Source organism: Rhodococcus sp. P-2, assembly GCF_016598535.1.
GTDB classification, from domain to species: domain Bacteria; phylum Actinomycetota; class Actinomycetes; order Mycobacteriales; family Mycobacteriaceae; genus Rhodococcus_F; species Rhodococcus_F baikonurensis.
Map to the genome: position 1 here is coordinate 6,315,453 of NZ_CP066779.1, position 24,683 is coordinate 6,340,135.

The window sequence follows — 24,683 nt, forward strand, 5'->3', positions numbered from 1 at the left end:
TGGGCCTGCTCCCGAGACGCCACCTGTGTCAGGGATGGGTGCTTTCCCAGGCGAAACCATCGGGATCCGCGAAGGGTTCGGAAGCACCGGTGATGGTGAGCCGGTGCGATCCGGTGCCTTCCGGAGACAGCCCGGCATCCTTTGCCAAGGCGCGGCGACCGTACAGTGCCAGTGTCACATTGCCCGGTGCACTGGTGAATTCGACGTACTTGCGACCGAAGCTCTTGGACACCTCTAGTCCGTGGTCTAGGTAGTACTGCTTGCTGGCCTTGACGTCTTCGGCGCCGAGCAGCAGCACGAGGCTGTCGATCGTTCGGGTGGCTGGTCCGTTGTTCTTCTTCGACGACGTGGCGATCTTCCAGATCGAACCGTCCGGAGCCTGAACAACTCCGCCGTAGCCCCAGAGGGATTTCTTGACCGGCTTCAAATCGGTGGCGCCGGCCGCGAGCGCCGCGTCGACGAAGGCGTCGACGATGTTCGGTTGGGCGACGACGAGCGAAAGGGTGTACCCACGAAACCCTGTTGTCGGTTCGTTAGATTCCCGTAGCTGGATTCGATCTCCGACGCCGAGGGCGTTGTAGAAGGCTTCGGCTGCCGCGAGTTCGGGAACATGGAGGATCACGGACTGTGCGGTGGTCATCTGTGTGCTCCCTGCTGATGTGTGGATTGACGACGTGTGGTCGGAAGTGGACTTCTGTGGTGTGTTCATGTGTTTCAACGTAATTGCGGGTCCCTTGGCTGTGCTTCTCGATTTCTGATCGGTTTGCTGAGACTGCTTGCAAGGTGCAGCGCTCGAGCTGGCACTAAGTGGGCAATTTGTCGTGAATGTACTGTTCAGCCGATGTTTTCTCGATAGGCTGATGAGCGCTGATCGGACGTATCTCACGCCACCATGGAACGGGGAAACCAGTGATCGCACTGCGAGGAAAGTCGTTAGCCGCAGTAGTAGTGGTGTCCATGACGATGGCGTTGGCCGCGTGTACGTCCGGTGAATCGGCGCCCGAGGTCGGCGCCAATTACGGCTCGGACGGTGCCCCGGACGACTATCGGGAGCCGGTGAAACTGAGCAGTCGAGATGGTGTCCTCGAAGTGCGGTTGTCCGCCCATCAGGGAGTGATTCCGCTCGATACGGCGTCCGCGCCGGTGTCGAATTTTCTGCTCTTCGGGTACGAGGTCATCCGCGGTACGGCGTCGGACGGATCGACCTCGGCGAGTGACGTCTATCCGGCGCCGACTCTCCGCGTCGATCCCGGAGAGCGTTTGATCATTCACTACGACAACGATCTGCAGGACCTCGCGATCGAGGACTTCTACGATCCGGCATTCACACCGGCAGGCGGGGATGTTCCGATCTATCCACCGGCGCTGACGTCGGCTCCTTTGAATCTGCACACGCACGGAGTTCACGTGAGTCCGGACGGCAATGCGGACAACGTGTTGCTCAACATCCCCGCCGGTCAGGGAAACGTGTACGACTACGCGATTCCGGGGACGATGCCGAACGGACTTTACTGGTACCACAGCCACCGGCACACCCTCACGGCCCAGCAGACCTACATGGGTCTGGCCGGGCTGCTGGAAATCGGCCGGCCGGACGGCAATTTGCCTGTCGTGACGGCCAACGACATTCCGATTCGCGACATGGCACTGCAGTACAACTTCGTGTTCGACCGCAAAGGTAAGGGGCGACAGCTCAACGATGCCAACTGGCCCCAATTCGTCAGCACCTTGACGCCGCCCACCGGCACGGAATTGGCGGACGGGACATACCGTCCGATCTTGGCGCCGGTCAATTTCTCGGATACCACGCAGGGAGCGCAGTATTTCACCAACTGGTACACCGGACCGCTGTCGCCGGCCAATCATCGCGGACAGAATCAATTCGTACCGGGCAACCTTCAGAGCTTCGTGGGTGAGTCGACGAGCGTCCCGGCCGATCTCTCCCTGCCGGACAACCAACGCGACGTGCAGTACACGGTGAACGGTCAATTTCAGCCGTCCCTGAAATTGAAGCCGGGGCAGACCGAGATCTGGGTGCTCGCCAACATCAGCGACTTCGCCTACATGCCGGTCACCCTGACGGAAACCGCAACCGGCGCTCATCCGAAGTTCGCAATCGTGGGGCAGGACGGGAATCCGTTCGACGAGGTCCAGCCACCTGTGGACGGCGACGGAACCCGGCTGGTGATTCCGCCGGCCTCGCGATACGCGATCGCAGTGACGATGCCGGCGTCCGGCGATCTGGTGCTGGAGATGCCACCGCTCGAGGGTGCAAAACCGGTGAGTAATCCGGGCATTCTCTACACCAACAACGGTACCGACAATCCGCCCGCCGAACTCGGATCCGTCACTGTCGACCCTTCGGTGATCAGCTACGCGGACGGATTCTTCACGTTCCCGACGCAGCAGCTGATCCGCGCCACACCAGACGAGGGCGAAGGAACGACGATTCCTTTCGCGTTCGGACAGAAGCTCGACACCTACACCTCCTTCGTGGATACCGCAGCGATGACACCCGACGTGACCCGCAACCTCACAGTCTCGGGCGGCTTCAGCAACGACAAGGCAAGCAACAGTGATCCGAAGGCCTTCACCTACGAGTTCGCCGACAACACCTTCCCCAACATTCCGTTGATTCAACCGCGTTTGAATTCCGTCGAGGAATGGAAGATCACGAACCTCAACAACGACGAACATCCGATGCATATTCACGTCAACGACTTCCAGGTGACGGAAGTCGTCGATCCCGTCGCCGGCACCACGACGGGCATTCAGCCCTGGGGAATCGACAACGTGAACGTGCCTGCGCCAGTGACAGACGAGAACGAGAATGCGCTGGAACCAGCATCGGTGACGTTGCGGACGAAGTTCACCGAGTACACCGGAACCTTTGTAATCCATTGCCACCGACTCAATCACGAGGACAACGGTTTGATGGCTACCGTCAACGTGATTCCCGAGGTATCGACATATGCCGTCGCGATACCTGGTTCGGCCGGCGTGCCCGCCAAGGTGCAGATATTCGATGCCGACGGCGACAAACTGATCACTGCTGTGACGCCCTTCCCGTCGTTCGAAGGCACCCCGAGTGTTGCGATGGCGGACGTGAACGGAGACATGGTGCTTGATCTGGTCGCTGGAACAGGTGCAGGCTCGGCTCCGGAAGTAGTGGCGTACAACGCAGTCGGAGGCGTGCCGTTCACCGACGAGCTGGCCAGGTTTGCACCCTTCGATTCGGGTTTCCGCGGTGGAGTGAGTGTCGGCGGCGTCGACATCGACGGAAATGCTCTGGCGGACAACATCATCGTCGCATCGGGCCCCGGAATGGAGTCGCTGGTCAAGATCTACTCCACCGACCTTCCGCCGGACAAGAAGTCTGCGCCCGCAGAATTCGGCTCCTTCGCTCCATATCCGGGTTCGAGTAGTGGCGTCACTTTTGCAACCGGGATGGTGGACAGTCACTCAGGTCGGGCGAGCATCGTGACAGCGCCAGGCGCGGGCGAGGAACCGCTGGTCAAGACATTCCGCTACGACCTGTACGAACCGACGGCGGCGGCAAAGGGTGGCTCCGACGAACACGCAGGTCATGCGGATGGGCCGGCGATGACGTCACAGTTCTTGGCCTTCGATCAGGGCTATCACGACGGAGTATCGCTTTCGACGGGGTGGGTGGCCGGCGCCGAGGGCGGAGCGAAATCGATAGTGGCGGGCATGCTCGGAGGGGACGGTTCCGTCCGTGTCTTCTCGAGTGGATCGAGGCTCGACGGCGCGCCCGAGATGTACCTCGAGAGCCCGGATCACCATTCGACGGACGTAGCGTTTCGGGAAGTTGCCTCCTTCGATCCCTTCGCCGGTTCAGGGTCGGGCGTCGAAGTGGCGACGACGAGTACGACTACCGGCGCGGATCTCCTTGTGAGTGGGAGCAACGGAACGGGTGCCGAAGTTCGGAAACTGACGCTGGGTCGCTCCGATCCGGCCGCGACCACTTTGACACCGACACTTGTGGGGACGCTCCCGCCCTATCCCGTCGGTGGGGGAGCGCTGCCGCTCGGGGGTCGATGACCGACCAGAGTCGTGTGGGTTGTCGAATTTCGTTGTAGTACGGCACTTTCAGCGCGAGCTACCTCAAGGCTTCCCGGGGAATGAGTGGTACCGGACTTTCATGCCGAGATCGATCCGTCAAGAGCGCAATGTCGGCCATTCGGAGCACATCGCCGACAATCGACGGATGCTCAATGTGTGTGCCCCACGCAGAATGTTCTCTATGGCATAGGAATTCGAGAGATCCGCCACGGCCACTGACACACCTTGCCTTGGAGACTGAATTGCGGTGCCAAGCAAGAATCGAACACTTCTGATGAAAGGACCATCATATGGGCCAGGAACGCTTTGCCGGGAAAGTTGCCATTGTCACCGGAGCAGGTCGCGGCATCGGGCGAGACACTGCACTTCTGCTGGCGCGAGAGGGTGCCAAGGTCGTCGTCAATGATCTGGGTGGTGGACCGGACGGGGCAGGAAATAACACGTCGGTGGCTCAGGCGGTTGTCGACGAGATCCTCGCGGCCGGTGGCGAAGCAGTTGCAGAAACGTCCAGCGTTGACTGCATGGCAGGAGGGAACGCTGTGGTCGAGGCGGCTCTGGACACCTTCGGACGAATTGACATCTTGGTCAACAATGCCGGAATCATTCGCCCAACTCGAATCGACCAGATGAGTGAGGAAGATTTCGATCTTGTCCTGGCGGTCAATCTCAAGGGGTACTTCGCGACCGTGCGCCACGCAGCGCCGCACTTGATGGAGCGGGGCGGATCGATCGTGAACCTGTCGTCTCCGTCTGGGATCGGGCACTACGGTATGGGCAACTACTCCGCCGCCAAAGAAGGCGTCGTCGGATTCTCTCGTATAGTGGCGCGTGATCTTGGTGAGTTCGGGGTGCGCAGCAATGTAGTTCGACCGATTACCGCGAACAGCAACATGGCGACGCCGGAGAATCTCGCCAGCCTGAGCTATGCAGTCGACGCATTGGGTATACCTCCATTGGCCAATGCTTGGATGGAGGGCGGCGGGGATCCCTTCGCAGCTGATCCTCATTCAGCCCACGCTGCAGCTGCCATCACCTGGCTCTGCACGGAAGGTGCGTACCCGATCAACGGCCGTGAGCTCTTCATCGCGGGTTGTCACATCGCGTTCTACCAGGAACCGGAGCTGATTCGCTCACGATTCCACAAGGCCGGCTGGGATCTGGATTCACTCTGCGGAGTCACGACTACGAGTGCCCTTACGTGGGATCAGAGAAACCTGTTCGACGGTTCGCGCCGCGGCGTCGGCAGTTCGGCGGACATGTTGGAAGCTCCATCGAGGTAAGAGATTCACTTCATTCTCCATGGCGAGCGCTGAATATCAGGGGCCTCGCGGAGGGGGATCCCCAGTAGCAGAGTGCTTTTCGAATCAACCGGCGTTTGTGTGAGGGCTCCGCCCCTGTGTGCCTTTCTGGTAGGGGGACTACCAGAAAGGCACACAGGGGCGGCAGGCCTTATTTGCCGCGGATTGCGTCGAATACCTTGGGGTCGAACAGGGTTGAGGTGTCTCCGAGGTCTCGGCCTTCGGCGACGTCGCGCAGGAGGCGGCGCATGATTTTGCCGGATCGGGTTTTGGGCAGTTCCGGCACGATGGTGATTTGACGTGGTTTGGCGATGGGGCTGATGTCGGTGGAGACCTGTGCCTTGAGTTCGGCGATGAGGACGTCGCCGGTGTTTTCGACGCCTTCGCGCAGGATCACGAACGCGACGATGCCCTGTCCGGTGGTCTCGTCGGCGGCGCCGACGACGGCGGCTTCTGCGACGCCGTGGTGGTTGACCAGTGCTGATTCCACCTCCGAGGTGGAGATGCGGTGGCCGGAGACGTTCATGACGTCGTCGACGCGGCCGAGGACCCAGAGTGCGCCGTCGTCGTCGTATTTGGCGCCGTCACCGGCGAAGTACCAGCCTTCTTCGGCGTAGCGGGACCAGTAGGTGTCGCGGTAGCGGTCCATGTCGCCCCAGATGCCGCGCAGCATCGCCGGCCACGGTTCGTCGAGGACGAGGTAGCCGTTGCCGCCGGGGCCGAGGGGTTTGGCGTCGTCGTCGACGATCTTCGCGGAGATGCCGGGCAGGGGTGCCATGGCGGATCCGGGTTTGGTGGCGGTGATACCGGGGAGTGGGGAGATCATGATCGCTCCGGTTTCGGTCTGCCACCAGGTGTCGACGATGGGTGCTTTGTTGCCGCCGATGACCTCGCGGAACCAGCGCCACGCTTCGGGGTTGATGGGCTCGCCGACGGAGCCGAGGAGGCGGATCGAGGTCAGGTCGTGGGCGTCGGGGATCTCGCGGCCCCACTTCATGAAGGTGCGCACGAGGGTGGGTGCGGTGTAGTAGATGGAGACGCCGTACTTCTCGAGTTACGGCGGTCATAGCGAAGGGGAAACGCCCGGTCCCATTCCGAACCCGGAAGCTAAGCCCTTCAGCGCCGATGGTACTGCACTCGACAGGGTGTGGGAGAGTAGGACACCGCCGAACACAACGTAAGAGAAGCCCCCCAACCAGTCATGGTTGGGGGGCTTTCTCATACCCAAAACACCCCCGACCCGAAACCGCCCACACCCCCGACCGCGAGCGAACGGTACCTTCATCGCCTCAGATCGACCGAACGTACCGTTCACACCACCAGGGGCAGGCCACTGCCGGCACCGTCGCGGCCGGCGCACCACCCCGCCCGACGTCGAGCGAACGGTACCTTCATCGCCTCAGATCGACCGAACGTACCGTTCACTCGATCCTGAAAAGCGTGCGCCCACCGCAAGTCTCGTCAGTCGAACCTCAATCGCGCCACCAACCTGCCACGGAACCCGTCGAGCGTGGCTAGGCTCGGAAGAGGCGACCCGTGTGATCGGGTCCACCTCACCTGTGCACGCGTGATGACTACGGAGGCTTCGATGACCGATATTCTCGACCGCACCAAAATCTATGTTGATGGCGCCTGGATCGAATCCACTGGCAGCGGTCGGATCGACGTTCTCAATCCGGCTACCGAAGAGCTGATAGGAACTGTCGCCGAAGGCACTGTCGAAGATGTCGACGCGGCCGCGAAGGCAGCGCGAAAGGCGTTCCCCACGTGGTCTGCACTATCCGGCGGCGAGCGCGCCGAATATCTTTCCAAGGCTGCGGCGATAATTGCCGAACGCACCGATGATCTTGCGGCGCTCGTTTCGCAGGATATGGGAATGCCGATCGGATTCGCGAAGCCCGTACAAATCGGAATGCCGCTCGCGAACTTGAATGCATTTGCCGAATTGGCTCGCACTTATGATTTCGACGCTCACGAGGTTGGGAATTCGCTGATTGTTCGCGAACCTGCGGGTGTTGTCGGCGCCATCACTCCTTGGAACTTCCCGCTCCACCAGGTTGTCTTGAAGGTTGGTGGAGCACTTGCCGCGGGCTGCACTGTGGTGCTCAAGCCCACCGAGGTTGCGCCACTCATCACGTACGCTCTCGCTGACATCTTCGACGAAATTGGTTTGCCTCCAGGTGTATTCAACCTGGTGAGCGGCTACGGCCCGGTAGTGGGTGAAGCCATCGCCGGCCATCCCGAAGTCGACATGGTCTCCTTCACCGGTTCGACTCGGGCCGGCAAGCGAGTGGCCATCGTTGCCGCGGACACCATCAAGAAGGTGTCGCTCGAGCTGGGCGGCAAGTCGGCGAACGTCATTCTCGACGACGCCGATCTCGAAAAGGCTGTCACGGATGGCGTCGCAAAGTGCTTCATCAATTCGGGCCAGACCTGTTCGGCGCTGACGCGTATGTTGGTCCCCGCGGAGAAGGTGGATGAGGCAGCGGCAATCGCTGCTGCGGTAGCCGCTCATTTCCCGGTAGGTGATCCGACTCAGCCGACTTCGGTGCTTGGTCCTCTGGTGAACGCGAATCAGCTGGGACGCGTTCGCGGATACATCGAGAAGGGCGTGTCGGAAGGAGCCACCGCGGTTGTCGACGGACGCGAAACCGGTCTGGCCAGTGGATATTTCGTCGGTCCGACAGTGTTCGCGAACGTGACCGAAGACATGACCATTGCGCGCGAGGAGATCTTCGGACCGGTCCTCTCGATCATGGGCTACAAAGACGAGGCCGACGCAGTGCGGATTGCCAACGGTACCGAGTACGGACTGGCCGGTGGCGTTTGGTCAGGTGACCCCGATCGCGCGGATCGCGTCGCACGGCAACTGCGGGCCGGGCAGGTCGAGGTGAACGGCGGAGCATTCAACACGAATGCTCCGTTCGGTGGGTACAAGCAGTCGGGCGTAGGACGCGAGGCGGGCACGTTCGGGCTCGAAGAGTTCCTCGAGATCAAGGCGATTCAGCGATAGCTTTGTTCGAGAATGGCGATGCTCCCGTACCAAGTACGGGAGCATCGCCATTTTTGTGCCCGGATCAGGACTTGGCGGCATCCAAATGCTGAGCCGAGATGTTCGCCAGGTGTGTCAGGTCCGAGGCCACGGTCACGAACGTGTAGCCCTCCCCGAGTCGTTGTGCCGCAACCTGACCGGAGGGTGTGTGGATTCCCGCGGCCACTCCGCTGAGGGCGGCAGCTTCGTGCACCCGGGTAAGCGCTGCTTCGAATTCCTCGGAGACATCCGGATCGTTGGAGTGCTTACCGCCGACGGCGATTCGTAGGTCGGACGGCCCGACGTACACGCCGTCCAATCCGGGCACTGCGCAGATATCTTCGACATTCGCCAGACCCTGTGGAGTCTCGATCATCGCAAAAACAACGGTGTCGCGGTTCGCGTCGGCGGGAACGGGGCCGATACGGAGTTGCGAGCGCATGGGCCCGTAGGAGCGGATGCCGAACGGCGGATACTTGGCGGCTGCCACGGCGGCCGCAGCCTCTTCGGCGTTGTTGATCAGTGGAACTATGACGCCTACGGCGCCTGCGTCGAGTGCACGGCCGATGGGCGTCGGATTGTTTGCCTCGACGCGCACCATCCCGACGGTGGACGGTGACGAGTCGATTGCGGTGAGGCCGGCGACCATCCCCGAATAGCCGATCAAACCGTGCTGCATGTCGAGGGCGATGTAGTCCCAGCCGATGTGTGCGATCCACTCCGTCGAGATCGGGCTGTCGATGACGGACCAGTATCCGAGAATGCGTTCGCGTCCTCGGATACGTGCGGCGAATTCCTGTGCTGACATAGTGAAGAACTCTTCCTGATGAAGGTCGGGTGTTTCAGCGGTTGTAGTTGGGCATGGGGCCTCGTAGGGCGGCACCGACGAGATCACACTCTTCGACGGTCGAGGCGTCGAGTGGGCCTCGCCCGATGGCCGCGATATTGGATTCGACGTGGGCGACTTTGGATCCTCCGAGGAGCAGCGATCCGGTCGCGGGCTTGCTGACCAGCCAGCGCAACGCAAGCTCGGTCAGGGAGATACTCGACTGCTCCGCGATCGTCGTCAGTTGTGCAATGGCGTCGAATATCTGTGTGTTCCAGTACCGTTCCTTGTACATCGATGCAAGACGGGAGTCGCCGAATCGGCCGTCGGAGGGACTTTCCTCGAAGGTGTGGCGCCCAGTGAGCAGGCCCCCACCGAGTGGGTTGTAGACCATGGTGGTCAGTCCGGCCACGTCCGCGAATTCGGCGTATTCTTCTTCGATGCGACGGGCGAGCAAGTTGTAGAGCTGTTGTGCGACGATCGGTCGCGGCGCACCGACTGTGTCTGCGGTGTAGTTGATTTCGCTGATCTGCCACGCTGCGAAGTTGGATACGCCGAGTGTGCGGATCTTGCCCTCGGCAACCAGTTCCGCGACGGTCGTGAGAGTCTCGGTCAGCGTGACGGTTCGGTCCGGCTGATGGAGATAGAACAGGTCGACGTAGTCCGTGTCGAGTCTGCGCAGGCTTCCTTCGATGCTTGCCCGGAGCCCCTTTGCCGAGAGTGGGCTGTTGTCACCGGCATCGGGATGCGGCATTCCCGCCTTAGTGGCGAGAGTGATGGAATCGCGTCGGCCCTGGAGGAGCTTTGCGAGCATGCGCTCGGACTCGCCGCCCGCATAGCCGTTGGCCGTGTCGATGTGAGAGATACCGGCGTCGAGTGCGACGTCGAGCATCGCGCCCGCGCCCGCAGCATCGACGGTGTCCCCGAAAGTCATGGTGCCCAGCACCATTTTCGGAAGCTCGAGTGGGGCGGTCATCAGGCAACTCCTCGTGGTTCGATCTGCTTGGCCAGCAAGTTTTTGGACAGTGTGGCTACTACGTGGCGTGGTTTGATCCCCACCATCGTTGTGGGGTCGAGGGCCGCACCACGTAGTGCGCGTGTGTACGGCTCGCGGGGGCTGGCGAGAACTGCTTCTGTGGAACCGGATTCGACGATGGTTCCCTTCGACATTACGACTACGGTCTCGCTGATCTCTCGGACGACGCCCAAGTTGTGTGAGATGAAAACGTACGTCAGACCGGTATCGGCTTGAATTTCACGTAGGAGCTCGAGTACCTGTGCTTGGACCGAAACATCCAGGGCACTCGTGGCTTCGTCGCACACCAGCAGTTCGGGTCCGCTGGCCAGTGCGCGGGCAATTCCGATTCGCTGACGTTGGCCTCCTGAGAACTCCGCCGGACGCCGGTGTAGTGCCGAGCTGGGCAGGCCAACGCGACCGACGAGTTCTGCTGCTGCCTTGGAGCGTTCCGCCTTGCTTCGGACACCCTTGAGTCGCAGTGGTTCTCCGATGATGTCCTCGGCAGTCAGGTGGGGGTCCAGTGATCCGTACGGATCTTGGAACACCATCTGAACGCGGGAGCGGAAGGGGCGCAGCGACTTCTCCGTCATCTGCGCGATGTCGGTGCCGTCGACGAGAATGCGTCCACTGGTCGGTGTGAGGAGTCGGACGATCGATCGAGCGATGGTCGACTTGCCGCATCCGGATTCGCCGACGATGGCCAGGGTCTTGCCTTTTTCCACCGAGAAGCTCACAGCATCCACTGCCCGGAAAACTCCGTCGGGAACCGGATACTCGACAACGAGGTCTTCGACGGCGAGAAGTGGCGTTTCGTGGGGGTTCATGCCGAGGCTCCGATCTGTGTTGAACGGGCGGGGTCGCCGTCCCAAGGCCCCAGGTGCGGTATGGCGTCGAGAAGCTTTTGTGTGTAGGCGCTTTGCGGTGAGTCGACGAGAACGTCGGCGCTGCCGGTCTCGACGAAACGGCCGTCCTTCATCACGTAGATGTGATCGGATACGAGTCGGGCGACTCCGAGGTCGTGGGTGATGACCAGCATTCCGATCCCGGTGCGCTCCTGCAACTCGAGCAACAGATCCAGAATCCCGGCCTGAACGGTGACGTCCAATGCGCTGGTCGGTTCATCGGCCACGATCAGTTCGGGGCCGGCAGCAAGCGCGCCGGCGATCAGGACGCGCTGCAACATTCCGCCCGACAGTTGATGCGGGTATTTGTCGAGTTGCTGATCCGGATACGGAATGCGCACCTGCTCGAGCAGTTCCACTGCCCGCTCGATTTGTAGGTTCTTCGCGGTTACACCGCTGTGGCGCACTGCTTCTCGAAGTTGGCTGCCGATGGTGTGGACGGGACTCAGGGCCGTCATCGGGTCCTGGGGGATGAGAGCGATGTGTTTCCCACGAATATCGTTCAGCATCTTCGTGTTTCCGAGAATGTCCTGGCCTTTGAACACGGCTTTCCCGGAAAGAACGGCAAGATCGTCCGGAAGCAGTCCGAGGATTCCCATGGCTGTCGTCGACTTTCCGGAGCCGGATTCACCGATGATGGTGACGGTTTCACCGGCGTCGATGCAGAAGGACACCCCGTCGACGGCTCGGATGACGCCATTTGCCGTGACAAGTTCGATCTGGAGGTCGTCGACCCGTAGTAGATTGCCCATGTCTCACGCCTTTGCTTTCTGGGCGTTGCCACGCCCGAACAGGTTTGCGCCCAGTCGTTTCGATCCTGCAGGTCGATCGCGTAGACCGTCGCCGAGTAGGTTCACTCCGACCACCAGCAGCACGATCATCAGGCCAGTCAGGGTCACGATCCACCATGAGGTGGTGATGTAGTCCTGGCCGTCGGCGATGATTCGTCCCCAGGTAGCGAATGGACGTTGTGGTCCGGCGCCGAGGTAGCTCAACGAGCTTTCCAGCAGTACGGCCTGCGCGAGCAGCAGCAGGACGACGAGCGATGCCTGCTTGACGATGTTCGGAATGACGTGACGAAGCAGGATGGACATACGGGTAAGTCCGAGGACTCGAGCTGCAGCTACGTAAGGCTTTTCGCGTTCGACGAGTACCAATGAGCGAGTCAACCGCGCGACTTCGGGCCACTGCGCGATCGCGATGACAAACGTGATGACGGGAATGGACGGTCCGAACAGCGCAACAACGAGAAGCAGCATCATCAGCAGAGGCAGAGAAAGCTGTGCCTCGAGAAGGCGGGAGATCACGGTGTCGACCCAGCCACCGAAGTACCCCGCGGCGGATCCGGCGACGATACCGATGAGCCCGGAGACGACTACGGCGAGAATACCGATCGTCAGAGACACCTGGCCGCCGTGCAGGATCCGTGAGAGGAGATCTCGTCCCAACTGATCGGTGCCGAACAGATGACCGTCGGTGAGAGGCGGTAGCCGTCGACTGCTCAGGTTGGTCTGGTTCGGATCTGCGAGGGGGAGTAGTCCCGCCAATGCAACGGGAAGAATCACCAGGAGCGCGCAGATCGAGCCGGCCCAGATCTTGACTCGGCTGTCTCGCTTACGGCGCGTGGCTCCGGCGCGTGCGAAGTCTGCCTCGGTGACCGCGCTGGCGCGTGGAGTTGTGGGAGGTTCCAAGACGGTAGTCATCAGTTGGCGCCCTTTCCGAGTCGCACGCGTGGATCCAGGAGGGGGTAGAGGAGGTCCACTGCCAGTTGCACGAGCACTGCGAGAACCGCAGTGACAAGTACGGTGGCCTGGATGAGCGGGTAGTCGCGAGTCTCGAGTGCGCGGACCACCAGCGAGCCGACACCAGGCCAGGCGAACACGACCTCGACCACCACGACGCCGTTCAGCATTCCGGCGAATCTGGTGCCCAGCGCGGTGACGATGGGAATTGCCGAGTTACGCATCGCATATCGCCAGGTGAGTTCGCGTTCGGATACTCCGCGAGAGCGTGCGACAGTGATGTAGGGAGAAGCGAAGGCCGAGACCATTTCGCGTCGGACCATTCGGGAGATCAGCGCGATCTGAAGGATGGCGATAGTGACGGTAGGCAGGATCAACGACGGCCACGTGGTGAAACCGGCTGCGGGGAGCACCGGGATCAGGACCGCGAAAATCGTCACCAGCATCAGACCGCTCCAGAACTCCGGCATGGACTGCCCGCCGACGGCCACGACGTTTGCACCGAGTTCGCGTCGTGTGTCCGCGTGACGAGCCATCCACACGCCCAACGGAATCGAGAGCACGGCGGTCAGCAGGATGGAGCTGACGGCCAGGGTGATCGTGTACGGGAGTCGGCCGAGGACAACATCCATGGCCGGCGCCTGGAACGAGTACGAGGTGCCGAGATTCAGATGGACCAGGTCCCACAGGTAGATCAGGTATTGGGAGAACACTGACTTGTCCAAGCCCATGTCAGCGCGGATCTTGGCGAGATCTTCTGTACTCGCCAGCGGCCCGGCCAAAGCGTAGGCAGGATCGCCGGGTGCCATGCGGATCAGGACGAACACCGTTGTGAGCGTGAGGAAGATCGTCAGTGCACTCTGCGCCAAGCGTTTGAGCACGTATTTGAGTGTCGGGTTCATCTTCGTGCGACGACGCGAGGAAACTTCGCGTGCGGTTTGCGGTTTCGGAGCAGTGAGAGTCATCGCCTCAGGCCTCCAATCGGACGGCGCCGAGGTCGTAGGAGTTGATCGGGGTCAGTGAAACATTTTGTACACGAGTGCGTTTCGCAAGGAGTGCATTGGGTACGAAGCTCCACAGACAAGGCCAGGTGTTCCAGATGTCCTGCTGCGCGGCGTCGAGTAGAGCGGCGCGCTTGGTCGGGTCCGGTTCGCTGGACGCGGCTTGGATCTTCGCGGTGATCTCGGGAAAGACGTACCCGTGATAGGTGTCGCGAGTTGCTTCCTTCTCCGCTGTGCCGGCGTACATGCCCTGCAACGTGGTCAGTGCAAGTCCGGTCTGGTTGCCGTAGCCGTTGCCCAGCACATCCCAGTCCCCGGTCTTGCCCTGGCGCCAGGACGAGATGTCACCGCCCGGTTCGAACTGCTGGAGTTTGACGCGCACTCTCACTGCCTTCATCATCTCGAGTACCGATTCCATCACCGAGACGTCGTTGGTGAACTCTCCGGTTTCCCAGATGAAGGTGAGTTCGAGGTCGTCGGCGCCTTCGGCCGCGAGCATTTGTCGCGCTTTTCGTGGATCATATTGGTAAGTACCGGTTTTCACGGCCCCATCCAAGGTCGACGGTGCGGGACCGGTGGCCGGGACCGCGGATCCGATCAGCACGTCCCGAGCGAGCGATTCACCGTCGATGGCGTACGTGAGGGCTTCGCGAACGCGCGGATTGGACAGTGGGTGATCGGCGGGCTTGCGGAAGTTGAAGAACAGTTGGTTGATGCGCGTGCTCGGCACGGTGTCGACCTGGACTCCAGGGAGGTCCGCGAGTTGTTCTGCGGAGTCCGGGCTGATCGAGTCGATGACGTCGACCTCGCCGCTCCGAAGCGCGACGACGCGGCCGGCCTCTTCGGGAATGAAGCGGACCTGAACACGACGAACGCCCGGGGCAGGGCCCCAGTAGTTGTCATTGGCAACAAGTGTGTAATCGCCGGTGCCCCGGTTCGATTCGCTGACGACGAACGGCCCCGACCCGATTCCGCTCTGCAGTTCGTTGGGTTCGTTGGCAGCGGCCGGGGTGATCAAGATGTTGGACATGAGCGAGTCCAGAACCGGCACCGGGGAATTCGTCCGAAGGATGAAGGTGCGATCGTCGATGGGGACGACCGTCGGCCACTCGGGGAACTGCGGTGCGACAAAGGATCCGCTGACCTGCTGGTACATCTGCATTGCCGTCGTGACGTCGTCGATCAGCACAGGTGTGCCGTCGGAGTAACGGATGCCCTCGCGGAGTCGAACCGTCCACTCGGTCGGTCCGGTCGATTCGAACCTGTCGGCAAGAACGAGTTGCGGTGTCAGATTGTCGCCGATCCGGGTGAGACCTTGTCTGACGCCTCGCTGAGCCGTGACTGCAGCGTCGAATTGATTGAGTTTGTTGTCGAGGCTGACGAGCGAACGGTTGAGCCCGAGCACCAGTGTGTCCTGTGTCGGCTTCCCGGTAGGGCCGGCGCACGCGGCTGTCGTGCCCAGAAGCGTTGCGCCACCGATCAGCCCGGTGAACTGCAGAAAGGACCGCCGGGAGAGCTGTGGTGTTCGCAAACGAGTATTGGTCATCGGTGACCTTTCGATCCTGACGGGGCAGCGTGGGGGCGACGCTCCGAGCGGACTGTTGGTGAACAATCGCATCGGGCTCTCGCTTGTAACTCAGCTCACAATGGCACTGTTGCGCACTTCGCGCAAGTCCCGTAACTTCAATTGCGTACTTCGCGCATCGGTTGCGATGCTGTGCGTACTCGATTCAGACCGAAAGGGGGTCGAGGAATTCGATGAAACCACTGGTAATCATCGCTGACGATCTTTCCGGAGCCGCGGAGTCGGCCGCAGGATTTCTGCTCCGCAGTTCGGGCATATCGCTTCGACTCGGTCCGGGTGCACCCGACGGATCAGGAGTGACGGTTTTCGATCTGCACTCACGGCGGTCCGACCCTGCCGAAGCCTCTCGTGACGTGAGATCAGTTCTGCAATCGTCCGACGGCTCCGAGATCGTCAAGAAGATCGATTCTCTGCTCAGGGGCAACATAGCGGCGGAGGTTGGAGAACTCTCCCGCGACGGATCCGCGGTCATTGTCGCAGCCGGATTGCCCAGGCAAGGGCGCACGGTGCAAGACGGCGTGGTGTTGGTCGATGGGGTTGCGTTGCACTCCACGGACCTGTGGCGCGCGGAGTCGACGCCGGCGCCTCGGTCGATTGCAGAGGCGCTCGGACCGTCGGCAATCACTTCTGGCGTATCGCTGGACGGCATTCGTTCCGGGCGTTTGAATCAGGTTCTTGCGTCGATCGCAGAAGCCGGGTCGGTGGCGATCTGCGACGTCGAGACCGACAGTGATCTGGAACTGATTGTGGCTGCAGCACAGGATGTTCGGGGATCTCGATTGGTAGGAACATCGGCGCTCGCAACGGCAGTGGCACGACGACGCACAATGCAGTCACCCGCCGCATGGCCATATCTTCGTGATTCTCGATCTACGTTGGTGGTTGTGGGGACGGCGGATGCGTCTGCCGGAGACCAAGTGGCATTGCTTCGGGATTCAGGTGCGCACCATATCGAAGTGAACAGTGCTGAACTCCTGGAACATTCGGTCGATCCGCTTCCGATTCTGAACGCACTGGATCGCGGAAACGTTGTCGTTTCGGTAAGTGGACCTGTCGTGCCTGCAGAATCCGTCCACCTCGTTTCGGCTCTCGCCGATCTGATCGCTGCCGTCGATGCAGGGTTCTCCCACGGCGAGAATCCGATCGACTTGGTTCTCACCGGTGGTGAAACCGCACGCAGCGTTCTCGACCGCCTCCGGATCGACACTCTGTCACCGATTTACGAAATTGAACACGGCGCCGTACTTTCCGTCGATCGCACCGGACGGTACATCGTCACGCGGCCAGGCAGTTTCGGGAATGCGCACAGTCTCTTCTCCATAACGAAGTTTCTTGCGCACCCCACCCCGGTCGCCGCTCCGGACAGTCCACCTTCAGTGACTCCTTCAGACAACGAGGTCAATCCCATGTCAATCGAATCCACTCCACTGCCGCTGATCGCTGTCACGATGGGCGACGGCGCCGGCGTCGGACCGGAAGTGATCGTCCCCGCACTCCTCGACGACGAAACGAGAAAGCGTTGCCGCCCGGTCGTTGTCGGCGACGCGAAGCGTTTGCGATTGGCTGCCACGGTGCTCGGAATCGACGTCGACGTGGTCGCGATCGAGGAGATCAAGGATGCTGAATTCATCGATGGACGGATCAACGTCATCGACCTGGACTTGCTACCCGAGGATCTCGCCTGGGGTGAACTGTCGGCAGTCGCGGGAGATGCGGCCTATCAATATATCCGCGTCGCAAGCGAACTCGCCGTACGCGGTGAAGTCCAGTCGATCTGCACGGCGCCGCTGAACAAGGAAGCGCTGCATGCGGCAGGACACATCTATCCTGGACACACGGAATTGCTTGCGCACCTGACCGGTACCGAGGAGGTGTCGATGATGTTGTCGACCCCCAAGCTCAAGGTGATTCACGTGACCACTCACATCGGACTGCTCGATGCAGTTGCCAGGATCGAGCCCGGCCTGGTCGAGAGGACCATTCGTCGCGGTCACGAAGCTTTGGTGCGCACGGGTAATCCGTCTCCGAAAATCGGCGTGTGCGGGATCAACCCGCATGCAGGGGAGAACGGGCTTTTCGGGTACGGAGAGGAGGAGCAGAAGATCATCCCCGCCGTCGAACTCTTGAAGGCAGAAGGAATCGACGTCCACGGTCCGCTGCCGGCGGACACGGCATTCTTCCTCGCTGGACGTGGGGACTACGACTTGATCGTTGCGATGTACCACGATCAGGGGCACGGCCCGGTCAAGGTTCTCGGGATCGAGGCCGGCGTCAACATCACCGTCGGGTTGCCTGTGATCCGTACCTCCGTCGATCACGGAACCGCTTTCGATATTGCAGGTAAGGGCATCGCCGAGGCCGGTAGTATGGTCGAAGCGCTGCGGCAGGCGGCCGAATTGGCAACCAGCACATTCGTTTCCAAGTAAGCACCAGGGTTTGTAGGGGGGAGGAGCGATGGCCATTCGGGAGTCGGAGGCGAGGCGGTCGGAGATTGCGAGGCTCGCTCGCACCAGCGGTCTGGCCAGTGTCGAGGATCTGTCTGCCCAATTCGGCGTGACCGCATCCACGATCCGTCGCGACCTGAGTCAGTTGACTGCACAGGGTCTGATCGCGCGTACCTATGGCGGGGCAATTGCCATCAATCCCCATCCGGAATCGTCTCTGCGTCAGCGGGCGATGGAGGGATTCGACGCTAAACGGAGGATTGCAGAGTGGGCTGCCGAACAGGTCCGGCCCGGAGAAACCGTGCTCCTTGATGCAGGCACCACTGTCGGGGCGATGGGGGAGTTCTTACGTCACGTGACGAATTTGACGGTGATCGCTGCAGGGCTGACAGCGCTCGAGGCGTTAGCCGACGCTGATGGTGTTCGAGTCGAATGTCTCGGCGGGACGCTGAGACAGCTCAGTCAAGGATTCGTCGGGCCACTGGCGGAAGCGTCGCTGCAGCGGGTGTCGTTTGACAAGGCGTTCCTCGGTGCCGACGCAGTTACCGCTGACCTGGGTATTTGTGAAGCTGAGCTCGATCAGACCCGGCTCAAGGAAATGATGATCGAACGTGCCGGCGAGGTCTACATACTCGCGCACTCCGCCAAGCTTGGTGAACGTCCTTTCCATGCGTGGGCACCGATACCGCCCGGGGCGGTGCTGGTTACCGATGCTGCAGTAGCCGCAAAGCAAGTCGCATTGTTCGAGGATGCAGGTATCCAAGTTCAAGTGGTGTGAGGTCCCGCTGCGTGCGGATCCGGCCACGGTGTCCGGCGTCACACGATGTCCGAATTGACGAAATCCGGGTGAAGCGGCCGATCTTGCTGGGGAAATGCTTACTTCCGAGTCTCTGACCTGTGGATTTGTCAAAGACTTCAGCGGGCGCGTAACTTATTCCAAGTCAGAGCGACACGGACACCGACTCCCGCCTTCACGGCGAGTGACACGAGGTTGTACGAAGTGCCTGACCAAATTTCGAAGTAGTTTCCATCGTGTATGGTTGTGCTTCACCTCCAGTTCTTTCCCGAATGTTCAGCGGTTTGCGCCGATGATCATGATGGGATAGGCTGGAAAAGTTGCCCCGGAGCGGCGGCCATAGGGTCGTGGTGATGGTGTGTGCGTGTTCTTTGAGAACTCAACAGTGTGTCGATGAATGTCAGTGCCAAAATTATTTTGGTAGTTACGGCGGTCATAGCGAAGGGGAAACGCCCGGTCCCATTCCGAACCCGGAAGCTAAGCCCTTCAGCGCCGATGGTACTGCACTCGACAGGGTGTGGGAGAGTAGGACACCGCCGAACACAACGTAAGAGAAGCCCCCCAACCAGTCATGGTTGGGGGGCTTTCTCATACCCAAAACACCCCCGACCGCGAGCGAACGGTACATCCGTCGCCTCAGATCGACCCAACGCACCGTTCACACGATCAGGGGCGGGCGAGCGACTGAGGTTGGCGGGCGCTTTGCCCGGATCAGTCGATGCCGTCGGCGGTGGCAGTTGCATACTTCGGCCGGCCAGTGGGCAGATACCGCTGGATCGTCACGCCCTTTGGTGTGGCTCGCGATTCGGCCAGCTCGAGTGCGATATCCGGTCCGGTATCGGGAAAGAGTCGTGTGCCCTGGCCTACGACCACCGGAACGATCAGCAGGATCACCTCGTCGACGAGATCGTTCGCGAGAAGCCAACGGCACAAGTTGCCGCTCCCGTGCACCTGGAGCTCACCGCCGGGTACGGCTTTCAGTTCGCCGATCGCTGTGGCGGTGTCACCTGTAAGGGCGGTCGTGTTCTTCCATTGGGGATCGATGAGCGTCCTCGACGCAAGATACTTGGGCCGCGAATTCAACGCGCTTGCAATGGGGTTGACATCCGGATTCTCGAACGTGCCCCAGTATCCGGCGAATATCTCATAGGTGTGTCGGCCGAACAGGAAGGCGTCAGCTCGCTGGTAGACCTGGACGAGATAATTCATCGCTTCGGTGTCCACCAATGGCGCGGACCATCCGCCTCGCTCGAATCCACCACGGCGGTCTTCGTCCGGCCCACCGAGTCCTTGCATCACTCCGTCGAGAGTGACGATGGTAAAGGTCGTCAGTTTCATAGTCGTACCCATCTCCCAGGCGTCGTCGGATTTCCGCTGTGCCGATATAGACCGTCGGGAAGAGGGAAAGTCATCGAGCGAACGTGGCGTTCATCGCCTTGGATCGACTGAACGTGCCGTTCGCTCAGGGGGGGAGGTGAGATCAGGGCTGAACAGGCACGGACTCTGAGGGGACGGTCTCGGACTCCAAAGCGTCGCACGGAATCGCGAGCTCGGTCTGTTCGAGGCGGCCGCGAAGGGTGATGTTCTCGGTGATCGACCACTGGGCAGCTTCGGCGCTGTCCGCGGCGGCCACCGCCCGTCCGGACGCGGCGACGTTACCCGGAACCGTCTTTGCGACCTCGGACAGTCGTGCTGCCTCGTTGACGGGATCACCGATGACGGTGTACTCGAATCTTTCTCGCGCACCGACGTTGCCGGCTACGGCAATACCTGCAGCGACGCCGATTCCCGCGCTCACTTCCGGAACTTCGGCACGCAGGCGCTGCTGGATCTTGCGGGCGGCGGCAAGAGCGCTGCCGGCGTGATCGTCGAGTGTCGTCGGCGCTCCGAAAATCGCCAGCGCTGCGTCGCCCTCGAACTTGTTGACGAATCCGCCGTGTGCATCGACCTCGTCGACGATGACGTCGAAGAATCGGTTGAGTAGAGCGACCACCGCGGTAGGGGAGTTGGTGGCCGCGATGGTGGTCGAACCGATGACGTCGACGAAAAGAACGGCAACGTCGCGTTCTTCACCGCCGAGTTCGGGGTTGCGGCGAACCGCGTTTGCGGCAACCTCGTGTCCGACGTGGCGCCCGAAGAGGTCGCGAATTCTCTCGCGCTCGCGTAGTCCCTCGGCCATGCGGTTGAAGCCGGTCTGCAGCAGTCCCAGTTCGGTCCCGTCGTACACGACGACGGACGCGGTGAGGTCGCCACGGGTGACTTGTTCCATGCCTCGTCGTACGGACCGAATGGGGGCCGCGGCCGATCGAATGTTGATGTACGTCAGCCCGAGTCCGACACACAGGGTGATCCCGCCGATGACGAGGATGGCGATTGCGAGGGCTTGCCACGAAGCAGGTCGGATGAAGCTGAAGACCGCTACGAGCATCAAGCCAGTGACGGGGACTCCGCTTCCGAGCAGCCAGACGAGGATTGTCCGGCCGGTCAGTCCGAGAACGGCAGCCTTGCGGGGTGCTCCGGATTCGAGTGCACGCGCAGCAATAGGGCGAAGTGCGAACTCGCTGAGCAGGTAGCAGAACGCGCAGGTGGTGATACCGCTGAAGGCCACGGTGAACAGAACTTTCGGAATGGTGTCGGGGTCGACGATTCCGTACATGGTCGTGAAGGTGATGAGCGCGGCCGTCCACAGGACAGCTTGCACTCGGGTCAGTCGCCACGGCCCGCGCAGCGCCGCGCGTTGATTCTGCTCGGTTGGCCGGTGATCCTCGGTGGCCCACCGGAGATCCCGCATGAGGCGTTTGGTGCCCCAGAGAAGTCCGATCAGAAAGACACACCCGATGAAGACGGGCACGGCGATAAAGTTGATCCACGCGAATTCGGGGTGGATGATCTCGGGTCCGGGAACCACGAATCCGACGAGCACTATCGCCAGCACCGCTCCGATCAGGTTGGTGACCAGGAGAGGGGCGGTCAGTAGTGCCTGGACGCGGATTCGGCGCCGTCTGGGGCTTTCGTCGGTGGATCCGAGCAGCCACGACCCCAGGGGCGCACTCGGGACACGGCTTCGCTGCATAGTGTGTCGAGAGTAGTCGTATTGATCGCTTAGGGTGGTCCGGTGCGCCTAGTTATTGCTCGTTGCCGTGTCGATTATGTGGGACGCCTGACCTCCCACCTCCCTACCGCTAGACGACTGCTGTTGGTCAAGGCCGACGGCTCCGTCAGCATTCATGCCGACGATCGGGCGTACAAGCCGCTGAACTGGATGAGTCCGCCGTGCTGGTTGGTCGAGACCACCGGAGACAGCGACGACATCCTGTGGGTCGTCACCAACAAAGCGGGCGAGGAGCTTCGGATCACTCTCGAGGAGGTCGAGCACGATTCGTCGTATGAACTCGGCCTCGATCCGGGATTGATCAAGGACGGTGTCGAAGCGCACCTTCAAGAACTTCTGGCGGAGCATGTCGAGACGCTCGGCCCCGGCTACACGTTGGTGCGACGCGAGTACATGACGGCCATCGGGCCGGTCGACCTTCTGGTCCGCGACGCGGACGGTGCATCGGTGGCGGTGGAGATCAAGCGCCGCGGCGAGATCGACGGCGTCGAGCAGTTGACGCGCTATCTGGAATTGCTCAACCGCGATCCGCTGCTCGCGCCGGTCACGGGAGTTTTTGCAGCGCAACAGATCAAGCCGCAGGCGAAGACTTTGGCCAACGACCGTGGGATCCGTTGCCTGGTCCTTGACTACGAGGCACTCCGCGGGACCGAAAGCACCGAGTTCCGACTTTTCTGACGCTGTTTAGACTCGAACCATGCCGCGCCGTAAACCTTCGCCGAAGCAAACCCGTCGAACGGATACTCGGCGTGCTCGGGATTCGAGTGCGGAGTCGCAGGCACCCAGTGGTGTGTTGTTCGGCGGGGCGCTGGTCCGGGAGGAACCCGGGCCGGGCGGTGAAATGTACATGGTGAGGCCGATACCCGGTTCCAATGCGACGAAGTTCTACCGGTGTCCCGGTTGTGATCACGACATCAGGCCCGGCGTCGCCCATGTGGTGACGTGGCCTTCGGAACCGGGTGGCGCGAACGAACGTCGACACTGGCACACCGGATGCTGGTCAGGCCGCGGAACTCGCAGCCTGACCAGACGGTGGTCCTGAGCGTCGATCAGTTCCTGGACTGGGCTCGCTGCTCGACGGCGCGGGTGTCGATCTCGGCGGTGTTGGTCTCGTCCGAGTCCTCGAGTACGTCGTCTTCGTCGATACGTGGTTCTGAGTCGACCGGATCTGCGTCGGCTTTCTTGTCTTCGATCTCGAGATCTTCCTCGGCTTCGACGATGACCGGAGCGGGCGGTGAATCGAGGAGTTCGCTCTCCCGATTGACCGATGCGAGCATGGCCGGAACCGAATCGAGTTGTCCGCGAATACCCAAGAGCTGAGCCAGGATTCGGCCACGGAGAACACGCAGTTCTTCAGTCAGTTCTTTTGCGTGTGCGATCTTGCGCTCGGACTGATCGGTGGCGGCCTGCAGCCTGCGCTGAGCCTCGTGCGACGCATCGGCGAGTCGACGCTCGGCCTCTGCCTTGCTCGACGACTCCAGTTCGTTGACGGCGGCGACGACCTTGGCGCGGCGCTCCGACATCGAGATGTCGAAGTCTTCGCGGATCTGAGTGCGCTTGGCCTCGGACTCGGCAGCCAGTCGATCCCGCTCGGCTTGTGCGGCTTCGACGATGCGCGCGGCTTCGGTACGGGCCTGTGCCATGGTCTGCTCGTGCATGGTTTCCATCGCGTTGCGACGGTCCTCGAGTTCGGCGATCAGCGACTCGTAGTGCCCACGTAGGCGGGCGCCGTCCTGTTCGGCGATGGAGGTCATCTCGGCTGCGTCGGCCTCGGCCTTCGCGCGCACCTCGGAGGCCTCGTCGGAGGCAAGGCGCAGCATGCGGCTGATGCGATCGCTCATGCCCTCCGCAGTGGTGGGCGGTACCGACAGGCGGTCGACGTCCTTGCGGAGGTCGTCGATGTCGTCGCGTGCATCGTCAAGCTGCTTGGCAAGGTCACGGGCCTGCGCAGCGGCAGCATCACGATCGGCTGCGGTAACTCGCAGCTCCGCGTCGAATCGCTCGAAGTAGTTACGCACCTCGTCGCGGTCGTATCCCTTCCGTGCGATCTGGAACGGAAGTTGGATCGAACCGCGGTCCTGCTCGTATGCCATGGCGACAATCTACCTGGCATACGAGCTGGAGTCGGGTCTGCTAGTGGCTCGCGTCGGGTTCGACCAGTTCCACCAGGACGCCCCCGGCGTCCTTCGGGTGAATGAAGTTGATGCGCGAGTTGGCCGTACCGCGTCGGGGAGCGTCGTACAGCAACCGAACACCGCGCTCGCGAAGCTCGGCGGAGATGGCGTCGATGTCGGTGACCCGGTAGGCGAGCTGCTGCAGTCCAGGGCCGCTTCGGTCGATGAACTTGGCGATGGTCGAGTTCTCGTCCAGAGGCGCGAGCAGCTGAACGGCAGTGGATCCGGCGGGGGAGCCGACGACGGAGAGCATGGCCTCACGCACGCCCTGCGATTCGTTGATTTCCTCGTGGGTCGACACCATGCCCAGGTGCTGCGTGTACCACGCGATCGCCACGTCGAGATCGGGCACCGCGATTCCGACGTGATCGATCGCGACGACGAGGTCGGACGACAAAGGTGCGAGTGCAGAACTGGGGGAGGTCTGTGTCATACCTTTCACGGTAGCGCTACCGTTTGAGGAGTACACGTCGGGATGTGACTTGGCTCTTAGGCCGCACGGAACCGACGACTATGTCTCTTTTGCAGCCGGAGGAAATCGTGACCAGTTCTGTGATTGTTGCGGGAGCTCGTACCCCGATGGGTCGACTCCTCGGATCGTTGAAAGACCTCTCCGGGTCCGACCTCGGCGGCATCGCCATCAAAGGCGCCCTCGACAAGTCCGGAGTCGC

The 24,683-nt window shown here is 61.5% G+C and carries 19 protein-coding genes, 2 rRNA genes and 1 pseudogene; 9 read left to right on the forward strand and 13 right to left on the reverse strand.

The features are described from left to right. Positions 1-28: 28 nt before the first annotated feature. Positions 29-640 carry a glyoxalase gene (locus I7X09_RS29225; protein WP_124569676.1) on the reverse strand — a complete coding sequence of 204 codons (612 nt, stop codon included), beginning with the start codon at positions 638-640 and terminating at the stop codon, positions 29-31. 317 nt (positions 641-957) lie between these two features. On the opposite strand from I7X09_RS29225, the gene I7X09_RS29230 reads away from it, so the two are divergent. After that, the gene (locus tag I7X09_RS29230) at positions 958-4,062 is read left to right on the forward strand and encodes a multicopper oxidase family protein (protein ID WP_234036986.1); all 3,105 of its coding nucleotides are present in this window, start codon (positions 958-960) and stop codon (positions 4,060-4,062) included. A 311-nt stretch (positions 4,063-4,373) separates the two neighbouring features. Then, complete coding sequence (locus I7X09_RS29235) at positions 4,374-5,363, forward strand: SDR family NAD(P)-dependent oxidoreductase (protein ID WP_200314929.1); 990 nt, start codon at positions 4,374-4,376, stop codon at positions 5,361-5,363. Positions 5,364-5,532: 169 nt separating this feature from the next. On the opposite strand, the pseudogene I7X09_RS29240 reads toward I7X09_RS29235, so the two are convergent. Then, positions 5,533-6,435, reverse strand: a pseudogene (locus I7X09_RS29240) (AMP-binding enzyme); the annotation flags it as partial. A gap of 1 nt (position 6,436) precedes the next feature. On the opposite strand from I7X09_RS29240, the gene rrf (I7X09_RS29245) reads away from it, so the two are divergent. Together rrf (I7X09_RS29245) and I7X09_RS29250 are read left to right on the forward strand one after the other, a co-directional pair. Next, a 5S ribosomal RNA gene (gene rrf, locus I7X09_RS29245) occupies positions 6,437-6,553 on the forward strand. A gap of 416 nt (positions 6,554-6,969) precedes the next feature. After that, positions 6,970-8,394, forward strand: coding sequence for an aldehyde dehydrogenase family protein (locus I7X09_RS29250; RefSeq protein WP_124570075.1), 1,425 nt, complete (start codon positions 6,970-6,972; stop codon positions 8,392-8,394). Positions 8,395-8,458: 64 nt separating this feature from the next. Here I7X09_RS29250 and I7X09_RS29255 read toward each other — a convergent pair whose 3' ends face one another. From I7X09_RS29255 to I7X09_RS29285, 7 genes are read right to left on the reverse strand one after another with little or no spacing between them, the layout of a single operon-like run. Beyond that, on the reverse strand, positions 8,459-9,220 hold the full coding sequence (locus tag I7X09_RS29255; protein ID WP_200314931.1) for an HpcH/HpaI aldolase family protein: 762 nt from the start codon (positions 9,218-9,220) through the stop codon (positions 8,459-8,461). Positions 9,221-9,254: 34 nt separating this feature from the next. After that, a complete protein-coding gene (locus tag I7X09_RS29260; protein ID WP_200314933.1) occupies positions 9,255-10,214 on the reverse strand; it encodes an aldo/keto reductase in 960 nt (319 codons plus the stop codon). Continuing rightward, positions 10,214-11,080 carry an ATP-binding cassette domain-containing protein gene (locus tag I7X09_RS29265; RefSeq protein WP_200314935.1) on the reverse strand — a complete coding sequence of 289 codons (867 nt, stop codon included), beginning with the start codon at positions 11,078-11,080 and terminating at the stop codon, positions 10,214-10,216. The genes I7X09_RS29260 and I7X09_RS29265 overlap by 1 nt, the downstream gene beginning before the upstream one ends. Further along, positions 11,077-11,910, reverse strand: coding sequence for an ABC transporter ATP-binding protein (locus I7X09_RS29270; RefSeq protein ID WP_200314937.1), 834 nt, complete (start codon positions 11,908-11,910; stop codon positions 11,077-11,079). Before I7X09_RS29270 ends, I7X09_RS29265 begins: the two co-directional genes overlap by 4 nt. A gap of 3 nt (positions 11,911-11,913) precedes the next feature. Beyond that, the gene (locus I7X09_RS29275; protein ID WP_200314939.1) at positions 11,914-12,861 is read right to left on the reverse strand and encodes an ABC transporter permease; all 948 of its coding nucleotides are present in this window, start codon (positions 12,859-12,861) and stop codon (positions 11,914-11,916) included. Continuing rightward, positions 12,861-13,865, reverse strand: coding sequence for an ABC transporter permease (locus tag I7X09_RS29280; RefSeq protein ID WP_200314941.1), 1,005 nt, complete (start codon positions 13,863-13,865; stop codon positions 12,861-12,863). Before I7X09_RS29280 ends, I7X09_RS29275 begins: the two co-directional genes overlap by 1 nt. A 4-nt stretch (positions 13,866-13,869) precedes the next feature. After that, a complete protein-coding gene (locus I7X09_RS29285) occupies positions 13,870-15,447 on the reverse strand; it encodes an ABC transporter substrate-binding protein (RefSeq protein WP_200314943.1) in 1,578 nt (525 codons plus the stop codon). Positions 15,448-15,659: 212 nt separating this feature from the next. On the opposite strand from I7X09_RS29285, the gene pdxA reads away from it, so the two are divergent. From pdxA to rrf (I7X09_RS29300), 3 genes are all read left to right on the forward strand, one after another. Further along, on the forward strand, positions 15,660-17,912 hold the full coding sequence (gene pdxA, locus I7X09_RS29290; protein ID WP_200314945.1) for a 4-hydroxythreonine-4-phosphate dehydrogenase PdxA: 2,253 nt from the start codon (positions 15,660-15,662) through the stop codon (positions 17,910-17,912). 28 nt (positions 17,913-17,940) lie between these two features. Beyond that, positions 17,941-18,708, forward strand: coding sequence for a DeoR/GlpR family DNA-binding transcription regulator (locus I7X09_RS29295; RefSeq protein WP_200314947.1), 768 nt, complete (start codon positions 17,941-17,943; stop codon positions 18,706-18,708). Positions 18,709-19,151: 443 nt separating this feature from the next. After that, a 5S ribosomal RNA gene (rrf, locus tag I7X09_RS29300) occupies positions 19,152-19,268 on the forward strand. 169 nt (positions 19,269-19,437) lie between these two features. Here the strand turns inward: rrf (I7X09_RS29300) and I7X09_RS29305 are convergent. Both I7X09_RS29305 and I7X09_RS29310 read right to left on the reverse strand, forming a co-directional pair. Beyond that, positions 19,438-20,064, reverse strand: coding sequence for a dihydrofolate reductase family protein (locus I7X09_RS29305; RefSeq protein ID WP_200314949.1), 627 nt, complete (start codon positions 20,062-20,064; stop codon positions 19,438-19,440). A gap of 142 nt (positions 20,065-20,206) precedes the next feature. Beyond that, on the reverse strand, positions 20,207-21,799 hold the full coding sequence (locus tag I7X09_RS29310; RefSeq protein WP_200314951.1) for an adenylate/guanylate cyclase domain-containing protein: 1,593 nt from the start codon (positions 21,797-21,799) through the stop codon (positions 20,207-20,209). A 42-nt stretch (positions 21,800-21,841) separates the two neighbouring features. Here I7X09_RS29310 and nucS point away from each other — a divergent pair, with 42 nt between their 5' ends. Both nucS and I7X09_RS29570 read left to right on the forward strand, forming a co-directional pair. Next, on the forward strand, positions 21,842-22,516 hold the full coding sequence (gene nucS / locus I7X09_RS29315) for an endonuclease NucS (RefSeq protein ID WP_003945160.1): 675 nt from the start codon (positions 21,842-21,844) through the stop codon (positions 22,514-22,516). Positions 22,517-22,535: 19 nt separating this feature from the next. Beyond that, positions 22,536-22,880 carry an ATP/GTP-binding protein gene (locus tag I7X09_RS29570; protein WP_124569864.1) on the forward strand — a complete coding sequence of 115 codons (345 nt, stop codon included), beginning with the start codon at positions 22,536-22,538 and terminating at the stop codon, positions 22,878-22,880. 7 nt (positions 22,881-22,887) lie between these two features. On the opposite strand, the gene I7X09_RS29320 is transcribed toward I7X09_RS29570, so the two are convergent. Together I7X09_RS29320 and mce are read right to left on the reverse strand one after the other, a co-directional pair. Further along, entirely contained in the window at positions 22,888-23,931 is a 1,044-nt protein-coding gene (locus I7X09_RS29320; protein ID WP_095973766.1) for a hypothetical protein, read from the reverse strand. 40 nt (positions 23,932-23,971) lie between these two features. Beyond that, positions 23,972-24,445: a methylmalonyl-CoA epimerase gene (gene mce / locus I7X09_RS29325; RefSeq protein ID WP_070385161.1), complete on the reverse strand. Its 474-nt coding sequence runs from the start codon at positions 24,443-24,445 to the stop codon at positions 23,972-23,974. Positions 24,446-24,683 lie beyond the last annotated feature (238 nt).